19 protein-coding genes and 1 tRNA gene are annotated in these 25966 nt (G+C 63.2%); 11 read left to right on the forward strand and 9 right to left on the reverse strand.

All coding sequences use genetic code 11. The features are described 5' to 3' along the window. The first annotated feature begins 80 nt into the window (after positions 1-80). From ACOY6C_RS07875 to ACOY6C_RS07885, 3 genes are read left to right on the forward strand one after another with little or no spacing between them, the layout of a single operon-like run. The gene (locus ACOY6C_RS07875; protein ID WP_420904928.1) at positions 81-2612 is read left to right on the forward strand and encodes an ATP-binding cassette domain-containing protein; all 2532 of its coding nucleotides are present in this window, start codon (positions 81-83) and stop codon (positions 2610-2612) included. Beyond that, a complete protein-coding gene (locus ACOY6C_RS07880; protein ID WP_420904929.1) occupies positions 2609-4750 on the forward strand; it encodes a peptidase domain-containing ABC transporter in 2142 nt (713 codons plus the stop codon). Before ACOY6C_RS07875 ends, ACOY6C_RS07880 begins: the two co-directional genes overlap by 4 nt. 21 nt (positions 4751-4771) lie before the next feature. After that, positions 4772-6121 (forward strand): HlyD family type I secretion periplasmic adaptor subunit, encoded by a 1350-nt coding sequence (locus tag ACOY6C_RS07885; protein ID WP_420904930.1) that lies wholly within the window; start codon positions 4772-4774, stop codon positions 6119-6121. Here ACOY6C_RS07885 and ACOY6C_RS07890 read toward each other — a convergent pair. Then, complete coding sequence (locus tag ACOY6C_RS07890) at positions 6096-8171, reverse strand: TolC family outer membrane protein (protein WP_420904931.1); 2076 nt, start codon at positions 8169-8171, stop codon at positions 6096-6098. The two genes, ACOY6C_RS07885 and ACOY6C_RS07890, sit on opposite strands and share 26 nt — an antisense overlap. Positions 8172-8504: 333 nt before the next feature. Here ACOY6C_RS07890 and ACOY6C_RS07895 point away from each other — a divergent pair, with 333 nt between their 5' ends. Further along, entirely contained in the window at positions 8505-8816 is a 312-nt protein-coding gene (locus tag ACOY6C_RS07895) for a PilZ domain-containing protein (protein WP_420904932.1), read from the forward strand. Between the two features lie 288 nt (positions 8817-9104). Here ACOY6C_RS07895 and typA read toward each other — a convergent pair whose 3' ends face one another. The 4 genes from typA to ACOY6C_RS07915 all read right to left on the reverse strand — a co-directional run bounded on the left by typA (position 9105) and on the right by ACOY6C_RS07915 (position 13245). Further along, on the reverse strand, positions 9105-10919 hold the full coding sequence (typA, locus tag ACOY6C_RS07900; protein ID WP_420904933.1) for a translational GTPase TypA: 1815 nt from the start codon (positions 10917-10919) through the stop codon (positions 9105-9107). 159 nt (positions 10920-11078) lie between these two features. Continuing rightward, complete coding sequence (locus tag ACOY6C_RS07905; protein WP_420904934.1) at positions 11079-11483, reverse strand: NusG domain II-containing protein; 405 nt, start codon at positions 11481-11483, stop codon at positions 11079-11081. Next, positions 11480-12511: an FAD:protein FMN transferase gene (locus tag ACOY6C_RS07910; RefSeq protein ID WP_420904935.1), complete on the reverse strand. Its 1032-nt coding sequence runs from the start codon at positions 12509-12511 to the stop codon at positions 11480-11482. The genes ACOY6C_RS07905 and ACOY6C_RS07910 overlap by 4 nt, the downstream gene beginning before the upstream one ends. Beyond that, positions 12508-13245: an RsmE family RNA methyltransferase gene (locus ACOY6C_RS07915; protein ID WP_420904936.1), complete on the reverse strand. Its 738-nt coding sequence runs from the start codon at positions 13243-13245 to the stop codon at positions 12508-12510. The genes ACOY6C_RS07910 and ACOY6C_RS07915 overlap by 4 nt, the downstream gene beginning before the upstream one ends. A gap of 294 nt (positions 13246-13539) precedes the next feature. Between ACOY6C_RS07915 and ACOY6C_RS07920 the strand changes: the two genes are divergently transcribed. From ACOY6C_RS07920 to ACOY6C_RS07940, 5 genes are all read left to right on the forward strand, one after another. Beyond that, positions 13540-14115: a chorismate--pyruvate lyase family protein gene (locus ACOY6C_RS07920; protein ID WP_420904937.1), complete on the forward strand. Its 576-nt coding sequence runs from the start codon at positions 13540-13542 to the stop codon at positions 14113-14115. Next, complete coding sequence (ubiA, locus tag ACOY6C_RS07925; RefSeq protein ID WP_420904938.1) at positions 14112-14984, forward strand: 4-hydroxybenzoate octaprenyltransferase; 873 nt, start codon at positions 14112-14114, stop codon at positions 14982-14984. The genes ACOY6C_RS07920 and ubiA overlap by 4 nt, the downstream gene beginning before the upstream one ends. A 76-nt stretch (positions 14985-15060) precedes the next feature. Then, positions 15061-15137, forward strand: a tRNA-Pro gene (locus ACOY6C_RS07930). 336 nt (positions 15138-15473) lie between these two features. Continuing rightward, positions 15474-16370, forward strand: a complete 897-nt coding sequence (locus ACOY6C_RS07935) for an RNA polymerase factor sigma-32 (RefSeq protein WP_420904939.1) — start codon at positions 15474-15476, stop codon at positions 16368-16370. A gap of 255 nt (positions 16371-16625) precedes the next feature. Further along, on the forward strand, positions 16626-19058 hold the full coding sequence (locus tag ACOY6C_RS07940) for a DNA internalization-related competence protein ComEC/Rec2 (protein WP_420904940.1): 2433 nt from the start codon (positions 16626-16628) through the stop codon (positions 19056-19058). A gap of 26 nt (positions 19059-19084) precedes the next feature. On the opposite strand, the gene ACOY6C_RS07945 is transcribed toward ACOY6C_RS07940, so the two are convergent. Further along, positions 19085-19705: a DNA-J related domain-containing protein gene (locus tag ACOY6C_RS07945; protein ID WP_420904941.1), complete on the reverse strand. Its 621-nt coding sequence runs from the start codon at positions 19703-19705 to the stop codon at positions 19085-19087. 170 nt (positions 19706-19875) lie between these two features. Here ACOY6C_RS07945 and hisD point away from each other — a divergent pair, with 170 nt between their 5' ends. Further along, the gene (gene hisD, locus ACOY6C_RS07950; protein WP_420904942.1) at positions 19876-21177 is read left to right on the forward strand and encodes a histidinol dehydrogenase; all 1302 of its coding nucleotides are present in this window, start codon (positions 19876-19878) and stop codon (positions 21175-21177) included. A 204-nt stretch (positions 21178-21381) separates the two neighbouring features. On the opposite strand, the gene ACOY6C_RS07955 is transcribed toward hisD, so the two are convergent. Continuing rightward, complete coding sequence (locus ACOY6C_RS07955; RefSeq protein ID WP_420904943.1) at positions 21382-22965, reverse strand: formylglycine-generating enzyme family protein; 1584 nt, start codon at positions 22963-22965, stop codon at positions 21382-21384. Positions 22966-23079: 114 nt separating this feature from the next. Beyond that, entirely contained in the window at positions 23080-23844 is a 765-nt protein-coding gene (locus tag ACOY6C_RS07960) for a polysaccharide deacetylase family protein (protein ID WP_420904944.1), read from the reverse strand. 51 nt (positions 23845-23895) lie between these two features. Here ACOY6C_RS07960 and ACOY6C_RS07965 point away from each other — a divergent pair, with 51 nt between their 5' ends. After that, positions 23896-24540 carry a DUF2062 domain-containing protein gene (locus ACOY6C_RS07965; protein ID WP_420904945.1) on the forward strand — a complete coding sequence of 215 codons (645 nt, stop codon included), beginning with the start codon at positions 23896-23898 and terminating at the stop codon, positions 24538-24540. A gap of 20 nt (positions 24541-24560) precedes the next feature. On the opposite strand, the gene ACOY6C_RS07970 is transcribed toward ACOY6C_RS07965, so the two are convergent. After that, positions 24561-25964: a TatD family hydrolase gene (locus ACOY6C_RS07970; RefSeq protein ID WP_420904946.1), complete on the reverse strand. Its 1404-nt coding sequence runs from the start codon at positions 25962-25964 to the stop codon at positions 24561-24563. Positions 25965-25966 lie beyond the last annotated feature (2 nt).

Consider the following 25966-nt stretch of genomic DNA (forward strand, 5'->3'; position numbering starts at 1 on the left):
GTGGCATGAAAAAAACAAAATTATTTCACGGGGTTGGGTGGCCAAAAACTTTGGTTCCAAAAATCTTGATTGGCCGAAACATGTTTGACCTGGTGATAACTTCAACAGTCCTGAACGTGTTGGCACTCGCCCTCCCCCTGACCATGTTGCAAATCTATGACCGCATCCTGCTTTTTGAGGCAATCACCACCCTGGGACTTCTCACGACCGGCGTCTTGACCGCCATTCTGCTTGAGGCCATTTTGAAAATGGTCCGATCCTACGTCGGCAGTTGGCTCGGCGCCCGATTCGAACATCTGGCCGGATGCACCGCCGTCTACCGTCTGCTCGCCTCCAGCCTCGGACATATCGAACGCCAAGGCTCCGGCGCTCACCTGGAACGCATCAACGGCATTCACGCCCTCAAGGATTTCTACGCCGGTCAGGCGGTGCTCACCCTGCTGGACCTCCCCTTTGCCGTGCTGTTTCTGGTTCTGATCTATTATCTGGCCGGCTGGCTGGTGGTGATTCCGATCTTCATCTTCGGCCTGTTCATCGGCGTCTCTTTCCTGATCAGCCGCTGGCTCTACGATGCCGTGCAAAAACGGACCCTGTGGGAAGACCGACGCATCGATTTTCTGATCGAGGTTCTCAACGGCGTCCACTCGATCAAGGCCATGGCCATGGAAGCCATGATGCTGCGTCGCTATGAGAAATTGCAGGAGAGCTGTTCCAACGTCTCGCAACAGGTGGGACTGCTCGGGGTCACCTCGGGCAATCTGGGCATGCTTTTTTCGCAACTCAACATGGTGGCAGTGGTGGGTCTGGGATGTCTGATGGTCATCGAGCAGAAACTGACCATCGGTGGACTGGCCGCATGCAGCATGCTCTCCGGACAGGCGATCCAACCCTTGCAGCGCGCCTTCGGCATCTGGGCCCGTTTCCAGTCGATTCGCGTGACCCGGGACCGGCTGGCGATCCTCTTCGATCTGCCCCCCGAATCCGAAGCCGAAACCCCGGAACTGGACTCCGTGGCCGGAGGGCTGGAGATGCGGGATGTGTCGTATCGTTTCGCACCCGACAAACCGCCGATTCTGGAGAACATCAACCTTACCGTCGCACCCGGCGAGACCATCGCCATCTCCGGGGGCAACGGCAGCGGAAAGACCACCCTGTTGTGGCTGATGCAAGGCGCGTTGCGCCCCTCTTCGGGAGCGGTATTGATCGATGGCCGAGATATCGCCGAATTCGATCCCTCCAGTGTCCGCGGAAAAATCGCCTATCTGCCGCAATCCGGAATTCTCTTCAAAGGGACGATCATGGACAACCTGACCATGTTCCGGCCCTGGAAGGATACCGAGGCCGAATCCTTCGCCAGCCGGTTGGGTCTGCTGGATTTCGTCACCAAGATGCCCAACGGCTTCGAAACCCTGGTCGATGATGGCGCCGCCGAGATCCTGCCGCAAGGGGTCAAGCAACGCATCGCCATCGCCCGGGCACTCCTCGACCACCCCAATCTGGTGCTCTTCGACGAGGCCAACACCTCCATCGACAGCCGGGGGGACGAGGAACTCAAGCAGGAGTTGATGCGTTTTCACGGCAAGGTGACCCTGATCATGGTCAGCCACCGCCCCTCGCTGGTCGCTCTGGCCGACCGGATCTACCGGATCCAGGATCGCACCCTGGTGCAGCAGGAGAAAAAGGAGAACAAACCACCCCCGCCCCCCGCACCCGGAGGCCCCGCACCCGTCACGCCGCCACCAGCCGTGCCACGCCCCCCCGCACCCGGAGCCCCCGCACCCGTCACGCCGCCGCCAGCCGTCATGCCGCCAACGGCGACTCCGCTCCAACAGACGCCCAAAACGAACGCCTCCGCACCCGTCACGCCGCCAACGGCGACTCCGCTCCAGCAGACGCCCAAAACGAACGCCTCCGCACCCGTCACGCCGCCAACGGCGACTCCGCTCCAGCAGACGCCCAAAACGAACGCCTCCGCACCCGTCACGCCGCCCGCTCAAACCGGGCGCGTCGATGCCAGGCCGGAACCGACTCCGCAGTCCACCAAACCGCCAACGCCGGCGCGGCCCCAACCGGAACAAGCCTCCACGCCTCCCGGACCGCCGATCCCGCGCCCGCTCCAGATCACCTTGCCGGAAAACCGGATCAAACCACCCTCGGCCCCAGGCACGCCGCAAGCGGGCAGCCCGCCCCCCCCGAATCCGAACCCGGCACAGGCCTCCACGACGGATCAGACCAGACCGACGCCGGTCCGCCTGCCCGTACCACCCAAGGGGGCTGACGAGACTTCCGGCCCGCGTCCGAATTTCAGGGAGTTGTTGCGCGCCAAGACCGCAGGTCAAACCCCGCCCGCGACCAGCCAACCCAAACCTCTGGCCGTGATCCTGACCAAACCGGGGACCGCTCCGACCCGGCAGGCCACGGCTGGAACGCATGGCGACACTCCGACGCCGCGGCACGCCATTCAGGAAACGGATCACGCCAGACCGGCTGGGCAGGCGACGGACGGGACGAATGGCGACGTTCCGGATCCGCATGCACCGTCTGGCCAGGAGAGCGACGCGGACGTGATCACCAAGCTTGCCTTCTTGAAGACCGGCGAGAAAAAGCCATGATGAAACGTCCGCAAGAGTCGCTGATCGACTATCCCAAGCCGAGCGGCATTCTGGAGGAGTTCGCGCGCCTGTCGGACTTCGGGGCCTGTCTGGTGCCGTTGCTGCACGCCCTCGGCTATCGCGGCGACCTGCGCCATGTGGCCGAGGCCCTGCCTCACTTCGCCGAATCCCTGGATCTGACCGCCATGCGCAACGTCATGGCCAACCTGACCTTCCAGAGCCATGAATTGCGCATGGCTCTGACCGAAATCGATCCACGTCTGATGCCCTGTCTGTTCGTGCCCGATGACCGGGGCGCCATGGTCATCTATGAGCAGATCGGGGATCTGTGGCTGATTTTCGATGGCGCGACCGGGCAGATCGGTCGGATTCCACCCATGAACATCCAGGGATCGGCCTTTTTCTTCAAAACCTTCGACCACGAACTCATGGCCCTGGAGCAGAACCGCATCGGCTGGCTGCGCATGGCCACCAACCGTTTCCGACGCTATTTCTACTTCATCGTCGGACTCACCGCCGCCATCACCGTCCTCCAGATCGCCCCGCCGCTTTACTCCATGGCGGTCTACGACCGGGTGATCGGCTCCCACTCCATGCAGACCCTGGTCTATCTGGTGATCGGCGTTCTGCTCGCCCTGGGCTTCGACTGGATGCTCCGCGCCATGCGCGCCCGCATCCTCATGCACGTCGGCGCCCACATGGACAGCATCGTCAGCAGCGCCATCTTTCTGCGCATCCTCTCGCTCATCCCCTCCTACACCGAACGGGCCCCGATCGGCTCCCAGGTGGCACGGGTCAAGGATTTCGACAACGTACGCGAATTCTTCACCGGTCCCCTGGCCCTGGTCTTTCTGGAAATGCCGTTCACCATCGTCTTCATCGTGGTCATGGCCATGCTGGCCGGGTCTTTGGCCCTGATCCCCGCCATCACGGCACTGCTGTTTCTGGTGCTCTGGTTCGTGATGACCCCCCTGGTGGATAACGAAGGGGCCAAGGCGCGACGCGCCCGCGCCAAACACCAGGAGTTCACGGTCGAGGTGCTCAACAAGATCCGCGCCATCAAATACCTGGGCGCCGAAGAGATGTGGTTCGAACGGTTTCGGGAACTCTCCGCCGAGGCGGCCATGCAGAACTTCCGCTCCTCGCTGATCACCGCATCCGTGAACACCATCGCCCAACTGCTGGTGGTCGCTTCGGGCCTGGTGACGGTCAGCCTCGGCGTGCTGCGCGTGCTGGCCGCCGAAATGACCGTCGGGGGACTGGTGGCCTCCATGATCCTGGTGTGGCGCGTCCTGGCCCCTTTGCAAAGCATTTTCTTCGCCATGACCCGCATGGAGCAGATCCGCTCCAGCGTCAAGCAGATCGACGGCCTGATGAACGTCAAGCCGGAGTTCGAAGCCTACGCCCCCATCGAACCGATCAAGACCTTCAAGGGCGCGGTCAGCTTCGTGCGCGTCAGCCTGCGCTACACCAACGAGGCCGAACCGGCCCTGATGGGCGTGAGCTTCGAGGTGAAACCGGGCGAGGTGGTGGTGGTGGTCGGCAGCAACGGCTCGGGAAAATCCACCATCATCAAGCTTCTGGCCGGACTCTACGTTCCCCAGGCCGGCAGCATCCGTGTCGATGGACAGGACATCCGCCAGATGAACCCCATCGAACTGCGTCACGCCGTGGCCTATGTGCCGCAACGCTGCGATCTCTACCACGGCACCATCGCCCAGAATCTCCGTCTGGCCCACGCCACCGCCAGCCTGGAAGAACTGGAAGAGGCGTGCCGCAAATCCGGAGCCCTCGAAGATGTGCGCGCCCTGCCGCGCGGCTTCGATACCCGCATCGGCGACAACACCGGACTGCTCTCCTCGAGTCTGATTCAAAAACTCTCCCTGGCACGCGCCTACCTCAAGCCGTCGCAACTGTTTTTGTTCGACGAACCGGCCAGCGCCCTGGACTGGGAAGGGGATCAAGCCTTCCAAAAAGTGGTGAATGGGTTGCGCGGCAAGGCAACGGTGTTTATCGTGACCCACCGTCCCAGCCACATGCGGCTGGCCGATCAACTGTTCTTTTTCGATCAGGGGTATCTGAAACTCGCCGGACCACCCGGCGAGGTGTTGCCCAAGATTCCCCAAAACCTGATCTGACCCCCACGGAACCGAATCTCGATGTCCTCCGAACCCGCCACCGAATCCAAAAACATCCCGATCGGAAATCGTCAACAACGCTTTCTGGCCCAATCCATGATCCTGGAAGAGGGTGGCTTGCCGCTGCTGATTCGCGCCACAGGCACGTCGATCTCTCTGGCGGTGGTGGTCTTTCTGGTCTGGGCCTCCTTTTCGGTGCTCGAGGAGATGGCGCCCGCCCCCGGCGAGGTGGTCACCCACAATCCGGTGCAGAACGTCCAGCATCTGGAAGGGGGGATCATCCAACAGATCCTGGTCAAGGAGGGAATGATCGTTGCCCAGGGGGATCCGTTGGTCCGGCTCGACCCGGCGCCGATCGAACCGGAACTCAAGCAGTATCAAGCCCGTCATCAATCCCTGGCCCTGCTGATCGAACGGCAAAGATCCTTTCTGGAAGGCCGCATACCCCATTTCGCCGAGGTCGCGCCGGAGTATGCGGCCCTGGCCGCGGATCAGGAGAACCTGTTGAACAGCCAGCGGGACTATCAGGCCAGCAGCGGAGAGGTGATCCTGCGTCAGATCGCGCAACGGGAGACCCAGATCCGCGAGTTGCGCAACCAGATGGAACCCCTCGAACGTCGCAAGGAGTTGCTGGAAGAGGAACAGGCGATTCAGGAAAAAGGGTTGGAAAAGGGGTTGGTCTCGCAGTTGTCGGTGCTCTCCACCAAGCGGGAGAAGACCCGTGTCGTCGAGGAGATCAAACGCAATCAGGGCACCATGGCCCAGACCAAAATGGATATCCAGGAGTTGCGGAGCCGGTTGAAGGAGAGCGAGGAGCAGCGCCGCCACGAAGCCCGGAAGGAACTGAACAACGCCCTCTCCGAGCAGGCCCAGGTGGACGAACAGATCGCCCGTCTGGAAAACCGCGTCACCAGACTGGTGATCACCGCGCCGGTCCGGGGGGTGATTCAGGAGATGGGGGCCAACACCTTGAAAGGGGTGATCCCGCCCGGCGGACTGGTGGCCAAGATCGTGCCCCTCGACGGCACATTGCACGCCGACATCCGCATCACCACCCGCGACATCGGTCATGTAAAGGTGGGTCAACCGGTGACGGTGAAGGTTCTGACCTACGACTATGCCCGCTACGGAACGATTGCCGGCGAGTTGCAATCCGTGTCGCCGGATGCCTTCATGGACGAAAAGAAGCAGCCCTACTTCAAGGGCAAGGTGAAGCTCTCCAAGCACTACCTCGGTTCACATCCGGGCGTGAACGAAATCCTCCCCGGCATGACCGTGCAGGCCGACATCCATACCGGCAGCAAGACCTTGATGGCCTATCTGCTCAAGCCGATCTACTCATCGATCAACGAGGCGTTCCGGGAGCGCTGATCGGCACCTCGGAGGAGAAGGCGGTGCTCTCCCGCCACAACAGCTCCGTGGCCTCTTCCAAGGTGGGGATGTCGGTGTGGGAGGCGGAAGGAACCGGAGAGGAGAGCGGCGAAACGGACCCGGCCTCCAGATCCGGCTTGATCAACTCGAAATCGGCACCGATTCCGGTCGGTTCGAGCATCTCCTGAGGATTCACCGGCTCGGCGGCAAAGATCGGACGGGAGGAACCGGACGCACGCGATGGCATCGCCTCGATGGCGGCGTTGGGGGCGACTTCGGGGGTGGCGGGGATGATCGCGCGCTTCTCCGGCACCGGGGAAGCGTTCTCGACAGGCGTCGGCAGGAGGGGCGCGACCGTCGCGGCGCGATTCCGAACCGGCGTCATGTTCTCGTCGGGTTTCCGCCCCCATGGAACACGTTCGACGGGAGGCGGAGCCGGCGGAACGGCGGAGGTCAAAGCCGGCGGAACGACGGAGGTCAGAGCCGGCTGTCGCGGCGCACTCACCATCTCCCGGTTCGGCGCGGACGCCATCTCCCGGTTCGGCGCGGACGCCATCTCCGACGGTCGCGGTGCGGACGCCATCTCCCGGTTCAGCGCGGACGCCATCTCCGACGGTCGCGGCGCGTTCACCATCTCCCGGTTCGGCGCGGACGCCATCTCCGACGGTCGCGGCGCGTTCACCATCTCCTGGTTCGGCGCGGACAAGGGCTTGTCCGGATCCCCGCCCGGCAGGGAGGCACGCAGGATCCCCATGGCCGCCATCAGACGATAACTGGCGGAAAGTTCCTCGTATTTTTCGTTCACCAGCGCGTTCTTGGCCGCGGTCAGCTCGTTTTCGGAGTTGAGCACGTCGAGCAGAGGCCGCAATCCCATCTTGAACTGCTCGTGGTAGGAGGCCGTGACCCGCTGTTTGGCCTCCAGATGGTCCTCCAGCTTGGCGAACCGCTCCCGTGAGGTGCGGATCCGCTCCCAGGCGGTACGCACCTCTTCGTAGACCGTTTCCTGCGCCTCGTCGTACAACCCCTGGCTGCGTCCCAACTGTTCGGCGCTCTCCCGCACCGTGGCCAGATCCGCGCCACCGTGAAAGAGGTTGACGTTCATGCGCACCATGGCGCGCACGTTTTCGTTGTAACTGCGCGTGCCGTTGACATTATCCGTGTTGGAGTAGCCCAGATCCAAGCCCACCTTGGGCCAATAGCGCGCGTAATTGCCGGCATGGGAGGCGCGACTGGACTCCAGATCCCCCTTGGAGCGTTTCAGGGAAGCATTGTGGTGTGTGGCCCATTCGATCGCCTCCTGGAGGGTTTTCGGCAGAAAGCCGACCGGCGAAAGCGCCGGATCGAGCACGCCCGGCTCCCGTCCCACCATGCGGCGGAACCGGGTCGCGGCCTTGCGCACCGACCCTTCCGCAGAGGCCAGATCCGAGATGATCAGTTTGAGCCGGCTCTCCGAAAGATCGGCATCCACCGAGGTGACAATGCCCAGACGGGCCATGTCGCGCACCCGCTCCAGGATCAGGGTATGGACCTCCTCCTGTTCGCGCAGCAGGTGTTGCAACTCCCTCTGGCGCAGCACCTCGAGATAGGCGAGCACCGTATCCAGGGCGACCTCCTCGGAGGCCTGATCGAGGGCGGCCTGTTCGGAACTCTCGCGGGCATCGTTTTCGGCCACCTGGTGCCAGGTGGAAAAGCCATCGAACAGGGGCTGGTTGAGAGTAACCTGCATTTCGCCCCGTTGCAGCCGCACCTCCCCTTCCACCGGACGGGTGGAGGTGGTGTTGCTCCACTCGTTGCCCGTGGCCAGGCTGAGATCCAGGGTCGGCAGATAGCCGGACACGGCTCGGGCCCGGCGTTCCTTGATGGCCTGGAGCGAGCGGCGTGCCGCTTCGATGCGCGGGGTATCCTTCAAGGCGGAACGCATGGCTTCTGGAATCGAGTCGGCCAGGGCCGAGGCGCACGGCAGGGCGATCACCATGAACGACAGGCCACCCAGACAACGGGCGACTCCCCATCCAGGCCGCCCCATGCGTATACGCTTGCCACCCGACATCCGATTGACACCCCTGACATGAACAAGAATTCACCCTTCATTGCCCATAAAGCAAGCATCAAGCCATGTTTGCAAGTTTGATCGATTTCTTTGAATCATCCACGGATCCCCGCGTCAAGGAGGCGTGGCGGAATGTTCGGCGGCAGGCGATCGGATCGGACGGGACAGAGGCACAAAAGCAACCCAATCAAACAAAAAATGACAAAAACAGAGGGTATAACTGGAAAAAATTGCAATTCATGCCGGAATTGGCTGGATTTTCTTAAGAGAAACGGTTACACTGCCACCCGAATCCATTTGGAAAACAGTGACCCATTCAAGAAAGGTTCTGGCATGCCGGACGAACGGGCAGAACGGTTCGAAGTGTTGGCGCGGGTGCTTCTGGAGCTGCCGGGGAGGCGCGCCTTCATCGGCAACACGGTCAATGTGAGCGACAGCGGGGTCTACTTCGATATCGGCTACGCGCCAAACACAGTGGAACTGCACGAACTGGGACTGTTGCATCTCATGCCGCTCAACTCCGCGCCGATCCGGGCGTGCAAGGTAACCCGGATCACCGAAACCGGTATCGCGATCCATTTTCTCGAAGAACAGCCCGGCAGCTTCGCTTCCCAACTGTTGACCGTCACGGAAATCGCCGCCTGAGCCGTTTGCAGTCCCTGGCGGCGACGATGCCGCGCCCCCTCCCACCCGTCCAATGCCGAGGATGCCGACGTCCGGTATGTTTCTACGTACCGATCGAGCACAAGAGCCACAAGGATGACCAGGTGGCCTGGAAGATGTATCGAGGCTTTATTCAAACACTCCGGAGGCATGGAGCCTGCGGATCTTCGATGCCCGGTCCCTTGAGGAGGTGTTCATCGCGTCTTGTCTGAAGACGCGATGCCACCTCCTGTCGGCACGCCCTGACCTGTTGCAAACCGCAATCGCGCCTCAAAGACCACGCGAATAACGCTTGCGCTCGTGTTCCTTCAAGAGCTTTTTGCGCATGCGCAGGCTTTTGGGGGTCACCTCGACCAACTCGTCCTCGTTGATGAACTCCAGGCACTGCTCCAGGGAGTAGTTGAGGAACGGGGTGAGCAGAATGGCGTCATCGGAGCCGGAAGCGCGGATGTTGGTCAACTGCTTGCCCTTCATCGGGTTGACGACCAGATCCTGATTGCGGCTGTTGATGCCCACGATCATCCCCTCGTAGACCGGCACCCCCGGCGGCACGAACAGCCGTCCGCGCTCCTGGAGATTCCACAGGGCGAACGCCACGGTCTTGCCGGCATCCATGGAGATCAACACCCCGTTGCGCCGCGCGCCCAGGTTGGGCTGGGTGAGCGGACCGTATTCGTGGAAGATGCGCGCGATGAGCCCGGTGCCCGAGGTCATGGTGCGGAATTCGGTCTGGAAGCCGATCAGGCCGCGGGCCGGAATCACGTAATCGAGCCGCACCCGGCCCCGTCCATCCGGCACCATGTCCTTGAGATCCCCCCGGCGCATGCCCAAGGCCTCCATCACCGCCCCCTGATTGACCTCTTCCACATCCACGGTCAGCAGTTCGTAGGGCTCTTTGAACTCGCCATTGAACTCGCGCAGGATCACCTCCGGACGCGACACGCCGAGTTCGTACCCCTCGCGGCGCATGTTCTCGATCAGGATCGACAGATGCAGTTCGCCGCGTCCGGAGACCCGGAAGCGGTCGGAGTTGTCGGTCTCCTCGACCCGCAGGGCGACGTTGTGTTCCAGCTCCTTGAAGAGCCGTTCGCGCAGTTGGCGGCTGGTGACGAATTTCCCCTCCTGTCCGGCCATGGGAGAGTCGTTGACCTGGAAGGTCATGCTCACCGTGGGTTGATCCACGGCCAGGGGCGGCAGGGGTTCGACGTGTTCGATGTGGCAGAGGGTGTCGGAGATGCCGAGGTTCTCCACCCCGGTGAAGGCGATGATCTCGCCGGCGCGGGCAAGGGGAACCTCGATCTTCTCCAGACCGAGAAAGCTGAAGATCTTGGCGATCTTGGCGTTGCGGCGCGTGCCGTCCGGGGCAGCCACGGTGACCAGGCTGTTGGCCGCCGCGATGCCGCGCTCGACCCGCCCGATGCCGATGATGCCGACATAGTTGCTCTTGTCGAGTGCCGAAACGCGCATGCGGAACGGTCCGTTCGGATCCACGGCGGGGGGGGGCGTGCGATCGACGATGGTCTCGAAGAGGGCTTCCATATCCCGTCCCGGAACGTCGGGATCGAGGGTGGCCCACCCTTGCAGCGCCGAGGTGTAGACGACCGGAAAGTCGAGCTGTGCGTCGGTGGCGCCGAGGCGGTCGAAGAGATCGAAGGTGCGATCGAGCACCCACAGCGGACGTGCGCCGTCGCGATCCACCTTGTTGATCACCACGATCGGCTTGAACCCCATGTCGAAGGCTTTGCGGGTCACGAAGCGGGTCTGGGGCATGGGACCATCCACCGCGTCCACCAGCAGCAGCACCGAATCGACCATGGAGAGCACCCGTTCCACCTCGCCGCCGAAGTCGGCATGGCCAGGGGTATCGACGATGTTGATGCGGTACTCGCGCCACTGGATGGCGGTGTTCTTGGCCAGGATGGTGATGCCACGCTCCCGCTCCAGGTCGTTGGAGTCCATGATGCGCTCCTGGACTTCGCCGCGTTGGGCGAGGGTTCCGGATTGCTGGAGCAGTTTATCGACCAGCGTGGTTTTGCCGTGGTCCACATGGGCGATGATGGCGATGTTGCGCAACAGATCAAGCACGATTGGTTTCCTTAGTTGGACAGATCTCTACGGGTCATGGGGCGCGAACATCCGGGCCATGGCTGACACCGAAAGTCACCGAATGGAAAAAATCCCATCAGTATAGGCAGAATGGAACGGCAGATCAATCCCCCGCGACCGTGCTTTTCGGCAATCCGGTCATTCGCTGATGGCGTCGAACCCCCCGCCTTCCCCGGAAGGTGTGGGGTTTTCCCCTTCCACGCGAATCACGATGCCGCACGGCACGCAGGCGATGGCGCGTCCGGCGCCCTGGATCCAGCCCGCGCGGGTGCCGATCATGCGCGGACTGCGGTGTTCGAGCAGACGCACCCGCCCCCCCTCGACCTGCACCACCACCGGTCCCAGACGTCCGGCCACCTCGTGTTTCGCATCCGTGTCGAGCGCCAGTCGCAGCACCGGTCGATTGTCCCGCGAGACGATGGCGCTCTTTCCCGGCGTGGTCACGGTGCGCATGGCGAAAACCAGGATCGTCACGGCGCTCACCCCCATCAGCCAGCGATCCGCAGGCGTAACGGCGCGCCGGAACAAATCGAGCGGCGTCATGGGGTGGTCGGGGGTGCGGCGATGAAGCCAGGGGTCTGGATGCGGCTGCCGTCCGCGCGGATCAGCAGGGCCGCGCAATCCGGAAATTTCTCCAGCAGGGCCAGCCCTTTGGTTTCGCCGAGCACGAACAGCGCGGTGCTCAAGGAGTCGGCCAGGAACGAACTGGGGGCCTGGATCGAGACCGAGATCAACCCGGAGCGGGCCGACTGGCCGGTGGCCGGATCGAGGATATGGTGATGACGCACCCCGTCGTGGAGGAAAAACCGTTCGTAGTCGCCCGAGGTGGAGATGGCGATGGAACCCTTGAGATCCATCACCGCCACCACGCCCTCGGCCTGCCTGGGATCGCGCAGACCGATGTGCCAGGGTTTGCCGCCCTTGTCGCCGACGATGCGCATGTCGCCGCCGGCGTTGATCAACGCATGGGCCACCCCCTCCCGTTCCAGGATCTCCATGGCCCGATCCACGGCATACCCCTTGGCGATTCCACCCAGATCGAGAGCCACCGACGTATTGGCCAGACGCAGGCGATGGGCGTCGATCTCGATGCCCGGACCCGTCAGGGTGGCGCGTCCGGCACGCCACGCCTCGATCCTGGCGGCCTCGGGAGGGGTCTCGGGAGGGGGCTCGCGGGAGAACCCCCAAAGATCCGAAAGCGGACCCAGGCCGATGTCGAAGGCACCCCCCGACAACCCGTCGATCTCCATCCCCAAGGTCACCACCCGCTCCAGTTCTTCGGAGAGCGGCTGCCAGGTGCCCCGTTCCGCCGCGTTCAGACCGGCGACCTCGCTGGTGTCCACGAATCGGCTCATCCGGGCCTCGATGCGCGCCATCTCCGCGAAGGCGGCGTTCATGGCCGGTTGGGCCCGTCCCTTCTCCACCCCCCAGGCGGAGATGGTCACCAGGGTGCCCATCAACAGACGGGTATCGGTCTGAACGCCGCGCGGAGCGGGGGCGAGCAGGGCGCGGACCAGGGCCACGATCAGCAACGCGCCAACGATCCCCGCGATGATCAACCGTCTGCTCATCCCATGTCCCCCCACAGCACCTGGCAGGCCACCACCGTGGCCATGGCGGCGGTTTCGGCGCGCAGCACCCGCGGACCCAGGGAGACGATGACAAAACCCAACTCCTCGCGGGCCACACGCACCTCCTCGGCGCTCAACCCCCCCTCGGGTCCGATCAGCAGGGTCACCGCCGATCCAGGATGGGGCAACACGCGCAACCGCTCTCCCCGTTCTCCGGCAGACTCCCAAAACAGCAGACGCGGCCCTTCCGTGAGCAAGGCTGGCAGCTCCGACCAACCCACCGGATCGCAAAGCTCCGGAACGCGGGTGCGTCCGCACTGCTGGGCCGCCTCGATGGCGATGCGCTTGAGACGACGGGATTTGTTGTCGCTCTGACGTGCATCCGGACGGCAGACCCCATAACGGCTGATCAGGGGGATCAGGCGATCCACCCCGGCCTCGACCGCCTTTTGCACCGCCAGTTCGATCGCGCCGCTTTTGGTCAACCCGAGAATCAGGGTGATGCGCAGAGGGGAGTCCTTCAAGGCGGGCACGAACTCGACCGGTTCGACCCACAGCGTGGGACCGGTCTCCACGATCGTGGCGCGCCACTCGCCGGGTTCGCCACAAAAAAGGATCACCGTGTCGCCGCGTGTCAGACGCAGGGTGCGCAGCAGACGATTCCGCTCGGCCTCGTCGAGGGCCATGCGTTCGCCGAGGCGCGGAAAGTGTGGGACGAACAGTCGCGGGATCATGGTGTTATCAAAAAATCGCGAATTTTTGGGGTCAATTCCACCGAGGACACATTGCCCACGGACCCATTCCGGGATACTTTTTAGAAGGTATTGGGGGATTCCGGGAATGGGATCCCTCAATGCGCACGGTTTCGAAAGTGCGGTTCGAAACGTGCTTGAATCGATGGCTTCGCCATTGGGCGGGCCAGGGAACGCCCGTCAGGAAGCCCCAGGGGTTAAACTACCACGCATCGCGGGTCTCATCCACCTGGATTCTTGGATTCTTGTTTATTGCGCGCCGATCGAAACCATTCCATGACGTTGCCCTTTCCACTGCTGCCTCTGACGCCCTGGCATCCCCCCGATCCGTTTCCGGAGCTGGCTGACCTGGTGATCGCGCCACGCTACCGGGAACTGCTCGCCAGCACCGACTCGTTGACGCGGCGTCTGGAGAATCTCACCGGTCTGCCATCCCGGGTACGCCTCGAAGAGCAGACCCGATCCACGACCGGCGCCGAATCCGGAGAACCCTGGGATCCCGACTGGCTCGCCACCGGGTCCGCGCCCTTTCTGATCCGCGCCGCCTGGCTGCGGCTCGGCGAGCTGGAGATGGTCTTCGCCCACTCGCGGCTCTCCCTGGCCGGTATGGACCCGCACGTCCAACAGGCCATCGAGGTGGGGGATCAACCCTTGGGATCCCTCTTTCTGGCCCGCGACGAACAGGTGGAACGCCGCCATCTGCAACTGTCCGCCTGTCGCGCCCCTGCCTTGGCCGAACGGCTCGGTCGGAATGCCGACCTGCCCTTCATCCTGCGTCGCTCCCTGTTTCTGGTGGCCGGCCAGCCGCGCGGTCGCATCCTGGAGCTTTTCCTGACGGATCTCTCCCGATGAATCGTCTGATCGCCCGCCTGCCCAAACCGTGGATGCGCGAATGCCTGCTCCTGATGCGCGTCGATCGTCCCATCGGCACCTGGCTTTTGCTCTGGCCTGCCTTGTGGGGGGTGATCGCCGCCGGCTCCGGCACGATCCATCCGGGGTGGCTGGTCATCTTCTCGCTGGGAGCCTTCGTGATGCGCTCTGCCGGCTGCGTGGCCAACGACCTGACCGATCGCGACATCGATCCCCTGGTCGCCCGCACCCGCAACCGCCCCCTGGCCGCCCGACGCGTCACCCCGACCCTCGCCAAACGGTTGCTGTTCGCACTGCTGGTCATCGCCCTGCTGCTGGGACTCACCCTGCCTGTCCAGGCATGGCAACTCTGTTTCGTCGGCGCGATCCTCGCGGTCACCTACCCCTTCGCCAAACGGCTCGTCCCGGTGCCGCAACTCTATCTGGGCATCGCCTTCGCCTGGGGGGTGCCGATCGCCTGGGTGACCGTGGCCCACACGCTGGAACCCACCACCTGGCTGCTGTTCGGGGCCGCCATGACCTGGACCATCGCCTTCGACACCATCTACGCCATGATGGATCGGGAGGACGATCTGAAAATCGGCGTCAACTCCACGGCCATCTTTTTCGGCCGATACGACATCGCCGCCACCGGCCTGCTGTTCGTGGTGACCCTTGGTCTGCTGGTCGAGGTCGGGTTGCGGCTCGGCATGGGCTGGGGCTATTTTCTGCTCCTTGGCGGAGCACTGCTGCATGCGATCTGGCAGATCGTCTCGATCCGCAACCAGGAAAACAGCGCCCTGATGCGTGCCTTCGTGGCCAACAAGTGGTTCGGAATGCTCATTTTTTCAGCGTTCCTCGCCGGAGGGTGACCCACTGCGAACAGAAGATCGCAAATTTTTTCTGGACAAACCACCCGGAAACGGTATAGAGTTCCGGTTCTGGTTTCGGGGCGTGGCGCAGCCTGGTAGCGCACAAGCATGGGGCGCTTGGGGCCGGAGGTTCAAATCCTCTCGTCCCGACCAGTTTTTTTACAAAATTTGATGTTGAAATTTTCTCCCTTTGAAGGCACGATCGCTCTACGGATCGTGCTTTTTTTTCGTATTCGCGGCACCCACTTCAAGCCAAAACCCCGCTTCACCCATTCAAACGGTCGCGCCGGTATTCGGGGCGCCGGTGGAGATGCGCCATGGCAACGTGCCCGGACCGGGACGCCGGTTCATCCGGATCGGTGTCTCTTGACGCAGGCCAAAATGCCACGAAAAAAAATGCACCTCCCCTCTTGAAACTTCGCGAGGCGTGGATATATCCAACAAGGTAGAGCATTGATCTGTCTTCCATGGAGATTTGGAGAGCCGACCATGACCGCCTATCCCGTTGCCTTGCACCGCTCTTCCGAGCTGACCCGCGCCGAAGGTGGGGACAGCTTTCGCCAGTTCGTGCGTCACGCCTTCCAGGCCCCGATCCTCACCGCCGAGGAGGAACAGGAACTGGCCACCCGCTTCAAACGCGACAACGATCTGGATGCCGCCCATCAACTGGTGCATGCCTACCTGCGCCTGGTGCTGAAAATCGCCCGCGAATACGGCAACTACCACCTGCACATGCCCGATCTGGTCCAGGAAGGGACCGTGGGGTTGATGCATGCCGTGAAAAAATTCGACCCCTCCCTGGGCAACCGCCTGTCATCCTATGCGGTGTGGTGGATCCGCGCCTCGATCCACGAATTCATCCTCAACTCCTGGCGCATGGTCAAGATCGCCACCACGCAGCTCAAACGACAGCTCTTCTTCAAACTGCGCCAGGCCAAGGACTCCTCGCTTCCGTTGAACTGGGAGGAGGCCGAGGAACTGGCCCGCAAGTTCGGCACCGATCCATCCACCATCCTGGAGATGGATGGCCGCATGAGCGGTTCCGACACCTCGCTCAACCAGTCGATCCTCGAGGAGGATGGCGAGATCATCGACCTGATCCCGGACCGCCGCCCCAACCAGGAGCACCTCTGTATCGCCCATGAGCAAAAAAACCGTCAGCGCGACATGCTGCGCCAGGGGCTGAACCATCTGAATCCCCGCGAGCGGATGATCATCACCGAACGGTTTCTCTCCGAACGACAACAGACCCTCGACACCCTCTCCACCACCCTGGCCATCAGCCGCGAACGGGTGCGCCAGATCGAAAAACGGGCTCTCGAAAAACTCAAGGCCTTCATGGAGAGCCTGCCCGACGGTCGCGAGTTGGCCCTCGAGACGGTTTGACCAGCCCTGCATCCCCATTGTAGAGTAGTCGATACGCCTGGAACTCCACGCAGCCGTTCCAGGCGTATCGTTCCGCTCTGAACCGCACCTGTTTTGGGACGCGTCGTTTTTTTTGCACGGCTCAAGATGTGAGCGTCGTTTCCAGAAAACGGAAACGACGCTCACGAAAGCCGCGCGCGACGCCTGTGTGGCTCCCCTTTCGGGAGTTTCACGGCAATCCTGACAGATCCGGGCCGTCTGGATGGGGATTCCTGGATGATCGACTGGCGCACCTGGCTTCCCCACGTCGCAAAGCCCCCCGCACCCCGTCCATCGCGTCATCATCCACCCCGCCCGACACCTCCCCCGAACACGGCCTCCATCGGCGTGCCGACCCTTTTTCTGGCCTGGATGATCCCCGGCATCCTCATCGGACTCCCCAGTGTCGGCGAACACCGCCCGGCCCTGATCGCCATCGCCCTGCTGCCCGCTTTCGCCGCCACCTGGTCACGCTTCGAGACGCGCCGGTCGTCGGTTTTTCTCCCCCTGCTCCTCGGCCTGATCTGGGGCGGGATCGTCGTGATCGGCTCCCCCCTGCCCAACCCGGCCCCTTTGCCCGACACCCCCAAACACCAGATCACCCTCGAGGCCATCGTGGCCGATCGGGACGACCGGGACGATTCAACGGTGCTGATCCTCGACGCGGCGCGCGGCGAAAACTGGCAGCCGGACGGACTGGCGCGGATATCCCTGTATCGACAGAAAACAACCGTCCACCCCGGTGACCGGATCCGGCTGACCGCCCGCTTTCATCCCATGACCGGCGCGCGCAATCCGGGCGGATTCGACTATCGGAATTATCTGCTCGAAAACAACATCGTCGCCACCGGCTCGGCCTCCGGGGCGATCGAAACCATCGGCGCCACGGAGACGTGGTTCTGGAACCGACAACGCCAACGGATCGCCGAGTGGATCGGCGCCACCCTGCCCGAGTCGCAACGGGGGTTGACCGAAACGTTGCTGGTCGGCAAGCGCGGCCATCTGGACAGCGCGTTGCAAAACGCCCTGTTCGTCTCCGGCACCTTCCACCTGGTGGCCATCTCCGGGCTGCATCTCACCCTCATCGGTGGCACGGTCTTTTATTTCAGCCGCCTGCTGCTGACCCTGATCCTCCCGCTCTCCCGTCGCTGGGATCTGAAACCCGCCGCCGCCGCCCTCTCCCTGATCCCGGTCACCGCCTACGCCTTTCTGGCCGGATGGTCGGTCTCCACGCAACGCGCCTTCATCATGGTGGGACTGTTCCTGATCGCCGTGGCGCTGCGCCGGCAGCATCAGGCGTGGCGCATCCTCACCTTGGCCGCGATCCTGGTGCTCTCCTGGCAACCTTCGCAACTGCTCAATGCCGGCTTCCAGTTCTCGTTTCTGTGCGTGGTGGTGATTCTGTTTCTCAACGAGCATCTTCCGGCCCGCAACTGGCGCGAAAAACTGGTTTTCGCCCTGGCTTGCACCACAGCCATCGAACTGGTCATCGCCCCCATCTCAACAGGGGCATTTCACCGGCTCACCCCCTTTGGACTGCTGGCCAATTTTCTGATGATCCCCTGGGTCGGAGAACTCTCCACCCCGCTGGGACTGACCGCCATGGTGGTGCAACCCGTCTGGCCCTGGCTGGGCAACAGCCTGATCGAACTCACCGGCTGGAGCCTGGAGATCTACCGCCGGCTGATCGAGCAGATCGTCACCTGGCCAGGGGCGGACACGAGAATGGCCGGCCCCATCCTGCCAGGGGTGGCGCTGTATGTGTCCGCGCTGCTCGTGGCCAACCTCATCCGCGACGCGGGCCCGTGGGCCTGGCGCCGGATGGTGTTCGTGCTGGTGGCGATCCTCGGATTGCAATGGCCCAGAAGCACGATTCCGGAACATGAACTGCGCATGACCGTGCTCGACGTGGGTCAGGCGCTGTCCGTGCTGGTCAAGAGTCCTGGTGGCGGCTGGTCGCTCTTTGATGCCGGGGGCACGGCGAATGCCCGGTTCGACATCGGCGAGGCCACCATCTCCACCGCCTTGTGGTATCATGGGGTGGAACGGCTGGAACGGGTGGTGTTGAGCCATCCGCAACGGGATCACATGGCCGGCATGGCGCGGGTGCTCCGCAACTTTCCGGTGGGATCGCTCTGGATCGGGCAGTGGTCGGAAAAGGACGAATCCGGGGGAATGTTCCAGGAGTTGATGGCCACCGCCGCCCGTCGCGACGTGCCGGTGGTGCGCATCCAGGGTCCGGCGGCCATGCGCGACGGATCGGCGCTGATCCGCATGCTCCCGCCCATGGATGCCACCACGAAAGCCTCCCTCAACGACCGCTCCCAGGCCATGGAGATCACCCACGGCGCCCATGCGTTTCTTCTGACCGGAGACATGGAGGCGCGCGAGGAGTCCTGGTTGCTCTCCCGACGCGCCCTGGGTCCGGTGAGCGTGGTGATCGTCCCCCATCACGGCTCGCGCACCTCATCGACCCCGAACTTCGTTCGGACCACGCGACCCGAACACGCGGTGATCAGCGTGGGAGCGACCAATCCGTGGGGATTTCCCAAGCCCGAGGTGGTGCGACGCTGGGAAGCGGCAGGCGCGCGCATCTGGCGCACCGACCGGCAGGGGGCGGTTTCGTTCATGAGCGATGGTCAACGGCTCGAAGTGACCTCCGCAGAGTGACACGCCAGACTGAAGCCCTTGGCGAATCAGGAACCGGACGGCGCTTTGAGCAGGATCTCCGCAGCCTCGGCAATGGCACGAAACCGTTCCGCCTCTCCCCCCCGGTCCGGATGGTGCAGCAACGACAACTCCCGATAGCGGCGCCGGATCGCCCCGGAATCGGCATCCGGACCCACCCCGAGCACGGCCCGTGCCGAATCCCGCCTCTCCCAGCGGTCCAGACGCCGCCAGAAACCGGCCAACAGCGCGATCACCTGCTCACGGGTAGTCTCTTCCAGATGGGTGGTATCCAGATAGTATGCCCGCAACGGATCCGGGATCTCCACGGCCACGGGATCGCCCGCCCGCCACGGACGCAACACGATGCCCAGGCAGTGGATCTCCAGATCCCCGCGTTGCGCGCGCCGCAACTGCCCCTGCAACAGATAGAGCTGATGAAACAGAAAAAAATGGGTGCGGAACAGGGAGAGTTCGTCCGACAGCACGCAGCCATCGAAGGGGGGCACGCCCTCCTTTTGCAGATGTTTCACCAGGTCGTATTCCCGCAAGCCCTCCGGATGCGCGGCGAGAATTCCCAACAAATGCCCGCTCAATGGCGTGGCCCCGAAGAGGTCGGAGAACAGGGGGGCGGCGGGAGATCTTGACAAATCAGGACAACCTCAATAGATAAGGTGGGCGACTGGATGGACCCGGAGCGGAATTCTCGGGCCCATGGCGTAAATTTCGCCCTTCAACCGACGAATCCGACCCGTCCGAAACACCTTTCAACCGCCCTATTCAACCCATGACCCTCTCGGGTCGCGATGGAGAGCGCAGCATGAAAATCAATCTGTTCGTCCTGGACGAGATGCAACCCGCCGCGATCAGCGCCCTGCTGACCCGCTCGGAGAATGACATCGAACGACTGTTGTCCGTGGTCGCGCCGATCATCGAGCGCGTCAAGAACGAGGGAGATGCCGCCCTGGTCGATTTTAACGCCAAATTCGACAAGGTGGAGATGCAGGCTTCCCAGCTCAAGGCCACCGAGGCGGAGTTCGAACAGGCGCATCGCAACCTCCCGGAGGATGTCAAGGAGGTGATCCGTCGCTCGGCGGACAACATCCGCTCCTTTCACGAGGCGCAGATGCCCGACGCAATGTGGTTCAAGGAGATCCAACCCGGCATCATGGCCGGCGAAAAAATCACCCCCATCCCCTCCATCGGCCTGTACGTGCCGCGCGGCAAGGGGGCGTTCCCGTCGGTGATGCTGATGCTGGGCCTGCCGGCCAAGATCGCCGGCGTGGAACACATCATGGTCTGCACGCCCCCCGCGCCAGGCGGACTGGTGGATGACGCCACCCTGTTCGCCGCCGAGTTGTGCGGCATCAAGGAGGTCTACAAAACCGGTGGCGCCCAGGCGATCGCCGCCATGGCCTACGGCACCGAAACCGTGCCCAAGGTGGTCAAAACCAGCGGTCCGGGCAGCAGCTACGTCTCGGCAGCCAAACGGCTGTTGTACAGCAAGATCGATGTCGGCGCGCCGGCGGGTCCGAGCGAAGCGATCATTCTGTGCGACGAGCACGCCGATCCGTTCGTGGCCGCGCTGGATCTGTTGATCGAGGCCGAACACGGACCCGATTCCACCGCCATGCTGGTCACCCACGATCGCACGCTGGCCGAACGGGTGCTGGAGATCCTGCCGGGTCTGATCGCCGATCTGCCAGAGCAGCGTCGCGACTTCTGCACCACCGTGCTCACCAACTACGGCGGCGTGGTGCTCACCTCCAGTCTGGAAGCCTCCATCGCCTTCACCAACGATTTCGCCCCCGAGCATCTCGAGGTGATGACCGAGGATCCTCTGTTCGTGGCCAACCGCATCCAGCATGCCGGCGAGATCCTGCTCGGCTCCCACACCCCGATCACCATCGGCAACTTCTCCCTGGGGGTCAACGCCATCCTGCCGACCGGCGGATTCGCCAAGACCTTCTCGTGCGTCACGGTGTTCGATTTCCTCAAACGCTCCTCCATCGGCTGGGTAAGCCGTCAGGGATACGCCAACATCAAGGATACCGCCCTGCGCTTCGCCCAGTACGAAGGGTTCGCCTCCCACGCCAACGCGATTCTGAAGCGTCCCTATTGAGTGAATCTCCGGATCGGGCATCCACCCCGCGTGGTTGCCCGATCCGGCCTCCCTCCCTCACCGCCGACCTTCTTCCGACCTTCTTCACGAGCCGCCCGGCGTCAAACCGCACGAACCGCCCGGCGTCAAACGCACACCTCCCGGCGTCAAACCGCACGAGCCCCGCCCGGCGTCAACCACACGAACCGCCGCCCTGCGCCAGACTCACGGACAGTGACGCACGAGCCGCAACCCCACATTGCCGTGGCGGAATTCCGGGTCGAGGGCATATCGGGCCGTGGAACGCTGCATCTGGGCGTAGTAGTGCCAACTGCCGCCCCGGATCACCCGTTTATCGCCCTTTTGCGGACCTTGCGGATTCTCCTGATCCGCCCCCGCGTACCCTTTCGGGTCGTAACGATCGGCGGTCCACTCCCAAACGTTGCCGCTCATGTCGTACAGTCCCAGGCCATTGGCCTGCTTTTGACCCACCGGATGGGTGGTACCCTCGCTGTTGCGACGCACCCAACCCAACGACCACGAGCCATTTCCTCCGCAATAACGTTCCGGCTTGCCCGCCGATCGGCAGGCATACTCCCATTCGGCTTCGGTCGGCAGGCGGAAGCGGCACTGTCCCCCTCCCTGATTGAGCTTGGCGAGAAAGGCCTGGGCATCGTTCCAGGAGACCTGTTCCACCGGGCAGTCATCCCCGCAAGCGGTAAAACGCGACGGATTGCTCCCCATCACCGCGCGCCACTGGGCTTGGGTCACCTCCTTCTGACCCAGCCAGAAGCCGTTCAAACGCACCGGATGAACCGGTTTCTCGTCGCCGTCGCACCGCTCCTGCCAAAAACCGCATCCCATCTCGAAGCGCCCTGCCGGCACCTCCACGAAGCTCATGCCGGAGAGGGGATCACGCCAGGTGGTGGGTGTCGAGCCCTTGACCTTCTCGGCGGCTTTCTCGGCGGCGGCTTTCTTGTCCGCGGCGACTTTCTCGGCGGCGGCTTTCTTGTCCGCGGCGGCTTTCTCGGCGGCGGCTTTCTTGTCCGCGGCGGCTTTCTCGGCGGCGGCTTTCTTGTCCGCGGCGGCTTTCTCGGCGGCGGCTTTCTTGTCCGCGGCGGCTTTCCCGGCGGCGGCTTTCTCGGTCGCGGCTTTCTCGGCAGCGGCTTTCTCGGTCGCGGCTTTCTCGGTCGCGGCTTTCTCGGCGGCGGCTTTCTCGGCGGCGGCTTTCTCGGCGGCGGCTTTCTCGGTCGCGGCTTTCTCGGCAGCAGCCTTTTCGGCAGCGGCTTTCTCGGCAGCAGCCTTTTCGGCAGCGGCTTTCTCGGCAGCGGCTTTCTCGGCAGCAGCCTTTTCGGCAGCGGCTTTCTCGGCAGCAGCCTTTTCGGCAGAGGCTTTCTCGGCGGCGGTTTTCTCGATCGCGGCTTTCTCGGCAGCAGAGGCTTTCTCGGCAGCAGCCTTTTCGGCGGCGGCCTTTTTGTCGGCGGCGGCCTTCTGCTCGGCGACACGTCGCCGCTCTGCCTCGGCCCGCTCCTCGATCAAACGCCGCTCGACGGCCTGGCGCTCCTCAAGTTGACGCTGCTCGCTCACATGGTTCCAATAACTCAAGCCAACCGCCAACAACAAAGATCCACCCACGATCCATGTCTTGGCCCCGGTGGGATGCCACCCCTGGAACAATGCGCGCCACAAGCCGCTCAACGGGCCACCACCACTCCCCTCCGGCTTGATCTTCTCCAGATCCGTTCCACACCGCCGACAGATCTGCTCACTCTTGAACACCGGCATCTGACAGGTTGGACAATGCGACATGGCAATCACCCTTCAATGGCCCTCGAAACCCGGTCACGGATCTTGCACACGCGACTCCCGCAAACCGTTCAACCCCTCTTTCACACCGTATCGTAAGAGAGTTGGCGCTGTTTTTCAATAATCATGCATCCATTTGAACACCAACTTCTCGCGCTTGAGACCACGGATCAGCGTCTCCAACGACTCGAGCGTCGATTTGACGTTGAAATGAAAATCATGCATCAAAATCACAATCCGATCCGGTTTCACCGTCTTGCCACCCGTCAACCTCTGGCGGATACGGTTCAACAGCGACTCGGCGGGTTCCAGCGCACCCCTGCGGCCCGGACGCCCCCATTCGATGTCCCAGCCATAGATCACGAAACCGTTCTCGAACAACTGTTCGATCCCCTTGGGAGCCTTGTTGGCGCTATCCCTGGGATGGGAATCGGCACTCACGTAGCGATTCTCATAACGCCAGTCGATGCGACCCGGCAAACGGGTCGGATAGGGTGGTTGCGTGAAACCGAGAACCTCGTTATTCTTGCGGAAATCGGCCAACATGCCATCCGGATCGGCATAAAAGGTCCGATACCGCTCCCAGGCGTGGCTGTAGGAGTGGTTGGCGATGCGTACCCACGGGGAGTCCCGAAGCAACCCCAAGGTCTCGCGACGTTCGGCGTTGGCAACCACATGATCGCCAACCAGAAAAAAGGTGGCCGGCACCTCCTCGCGGGTCAGCACGGCCAGAATCTCCCTCGTACCCGTGAGCGGACCATCGTCAAAGGTCAAATAGACCTGTTTGTTCTCCAGCGACTCCCCGGCCACCGCCGGGGCCATCGACCAACCGAGCACCAGACCGATCAGGATCATCCAAACCGATTGTTTGCGCACCATCATCGTTTGCCGACTCTTTCCCCTCAGACCTGAACCCGGTTGAACACACGAACCATGAGCTTCGATCCACCCAACACCCCGCCAGTCAACACCGAAGCGCTGAAACCCGCCGCCGACAAACCGACCGGTTGGCGCCGCCGCTGGGCGATCCTGCGCGTGATCGCCCGCCGGCAACTGATCACTCCGATTCTGCGCGGCAACCACGACCCCACCTTTTATGCCCGCGCCTCGGCTGTGGGGTTCTTCTTCAATTTCACCCCGACCGTCGGCGCGCAAATCCCCCTGCTGGTGGCGATCTGGACCCTCACCCGCGCCCTCGTGCCGCGCTGGAATTTTCACCTCGGCGTAGCCTGCGCCTGGACACTGCTGACCAGCGTGCCCACCGCGCCGCCGATGTATTACGCCTTCTATCTCACCGGACAACTCATGCTCGGACGCTGGGAGATGCCGGCGGGTTTCGATCTCTTCACCAACGCCCTGCACGGCATGCACGGCGGATCCGACTGGCTGGAGTCGCTCTGGGTGGAACTGACGCAATTGTGGGATCTGTTCGGCATGCCGCTGTTCATCGGCTCACTGCCGTGGGGATTCGGCACCGGCTGGCTCGCCTACATCTGGACCGTGCGCATGATCAACCGTCACCGCGCCCGCCGCCACGCCGCCACCCGGAGGTCGCCAGAAGCCCTGCCCGACTCCTGATGCCGCGCACGCGCCCCGCTTCAACCCAGGGCGTCGAGATACCGCACCCGAAACCGCACCCCCAACTCCTCCTCGGCAATGCGCCGACAGGCGGCGATATCCACCCCCTCAACCCCCTGGATGGCCGTGGCCGTGATCTCCGGCACATGCGCCCGCGCGGCGCGAATGAACCCCTTCACCGCCTCATAGGATCCCGACAGGGCCGGACGGCAGATGCGCGTGTAGGTCGCCTCGTCCTGGGCGTTGAGCGACACCGACAAGGCATCGATCAACCCGGCGAAACGCGGCGTCACATCCGTGCCAAAAACCCGGTTGGCCAATCCATCGGTGTTGATGCGGATCCGCTTCGGACCGCGCCGCTTGATCTCGGCGGCCACCTCCAGCAGGGTCTCCAGGCGCAAGGTCGGCTCGCCGAAACCGCAGAAAACCACCTCCTGATAACCGGACACATCCCCCAACGCCTCAAGCACCCGCCGGGCATCCGGATGACGGCGCAACGTCAGGTCGTGCCCTTTGACCACGGTCTGCCCCTCCCATTTGGGACAGAATGCACAATGCAGGGTGCAGGCTTTCGTTAAATTGACATACAGGGCATTGCCGATCACATAGGCGAGTTTCTCATCCTCTGCCGCCGAAGCGGGCCGATCTTCCTGGCGGATGCGGAACAGGCGCAGATAGTTCCCGGTGGTGACCCGCGCCACCTCCTCCAGGGGACGATCCAGCAGTTGCGCCAGAAACTCCGCCACGCGCACCACATAGGCCGGTTCGTTGCGTTTGCCCCGATGGGGAATCGGCGCCAGATACGGAGCGTCGGTCTCGATCAACAGGCGATCCAAAGGCAGGGTCCGGGCCACCTCTTGCAACTCGCGCGCGGCCTTGAAGGTGAGAATCCCGGAAAAGGAGAGGTGAAACCCCTGATCCAGGGCCCAGCGGGCCATCCGGGCCGAACCGGTGAAACAGTGGATCACCCCGCCGCAGGTGGCCGCGCGCTCCTCTTCCATCACCCGCCGGGTCTCCTCTTCCGCCTCGCGGGTGTGGACCACCAGCGGCAACCCCATCTCGCGGGCAGCGCGGATGTGGTTGCGAAAAACGATCTCCTGTTGCGCGCGCGGGCTGAACTCGTAGTGCAGATCAAAGCCGGTCTCGCCGATGGCCACCACCTTGGGATGATGACAGTGGGCCAGGATCGCCTCCACCGAAAACTCCGGCGCCTCGGCGGCATGATGGGGATGGATCCCCACCGACGCGTAGAGATCCGGATCCGCGCCGATCAGCGCCAACAGCGGCTCCACCTCGCTCAAGCGGGTGGTGATGGCGTTGATCCACGCCACGCCCGCCGCGCGGGCCCGGTGCAAAACCTCCGGCAGGTCGTCCCGAAAATCGGGAAAATCCAAATGGGCGTGACTGTCCGCAAAACGCAACATCG

Source organism: Candidatus Magnetaquiglobus chichijimensis, from assembly GCF_045865675.1.
Lineage (GTDB): Bacteria > Pseudomonadota > Magnetococcia > Magnetococcales > Magnetaquicoccaceae > Magnetaquiglobus > Magnetaquiglobus chichijimensis.

Coding starts and splice junctions, on each gene's coding strand:
- ACOY6C_RS07875 (WP_420904928.1), top strand. CDS start 81: ATGTTTGACCTGGTGATAACTTCAACAGTCCTGAACGTGTTGGCACTC.
- ACOY6C_RS07880 (WP_420904929.1), top strand. CDS start 2,609: ATGATGAAACGTCCGCAAGAGTCGCTGATCGACTATCCCAAGCCGAGC.
- ACOY6C_RS07885 (WP_420904930.1), top strand. CDS start 4,772: ATGTCCTCCGAACCCGCCACCGAATCCAAAAACATCCCGATCGGAAAT.
- ACOY6C_RS07890 (WP_420904931.1), bottom strand. CDS start 8,171: ATGTCGGGTGGCAAGCGTATACGCATGGGGCGGCCTGGATGGGGAGTC.
- ACOY6C_RS07895 (WP_420904932.1), top strand. CDS start 8,505: ATGCCGGACGAACGGGCAGAACGGTTCGAAGTGTTGGCGCGGGTGCTT.
- ACOY6C_RS07905 (WP_420904934.1), bottom strand. CDS start 11,483: ATGACGCCGCTCGATTTGTTCCGGCGCGCCGTTACGCCTGCGGATCGC.
- ACOY6C_RS07910 (WP_420904935.1), bottom strand. CDS start 12,511: ATGAGCAGACGGTTGATCATCGCGGGGATCGTTGGCGCGTTGCTGATC.
- ACOY6C_RS07915 (WP_420904936.1), bottom strand. CDS start 13,245: ATGATCCCGCGACTGTTCGTCCCACACTTTCCGCGCCTCGGCGAACGC.
- ACOY6C_RS07920 (WP_420904937.1), top strand. CDS start 13,540: ATGACGTTGCCCTTTCCACTGCTGCCTCTGACGCCCTGGCATCCCCCC.
- ubiA (WP_420904938.1), top strand. CDS start 14,112: ATGAATCGTCTGATCGCCCGCCTGCCCAAACCGTGGATGCGCGAATGC.
- ACOY6C_RS07935 (WP_420904939.1), top strand. CDS start 15,474: ATGACCGCCTATCCCGTTGCCTTGCACCGCTCTTCCGAGCTGACCCGC.
- ACOY6C_RS07940 (WP_420904940.1), top strand. CDS start 16,626: ATGATCGACTGGCGCACCTGGCTTCCCCACGTCGCAAAGCCCCCCGCA.
- hisD (WP_420904942.1), top strand. CDS start 19,876: ATGAAAATCAATCTGTTCGTCCTGGACGAGATGCAACCCGCCGCGATC.
- ACOY6C_RS07955 (WP_420904943.1), bottom strand. CDS start 22,965: ATGTCGCATTGTCCAACCTGTCAGATGCCGGTGTTCAAGAGTGAGCAG.
- ACOY6C_RS07960 (WP_420904944.1), bottom strand. CDS start 23,844: ATGATGGTGCGCAAACAATCGGTTTGGATGATCCTGATCGGTCTGGTG.
- ACOY6C_RS07965 (WP_420904945.1), top strand. CDS start 23,896: ATGAGCTTCGATCCACCCAACACCCCGCCAGTCAACACCGAAGCGCTG.
- ACOY6C_RS07970 (WP_420904946.1), bottom strand. CDS start 25,964: ATGTTGCGTTTTGCGGACAGTCACGCCCATTTGGATTTTCCCGATTTT.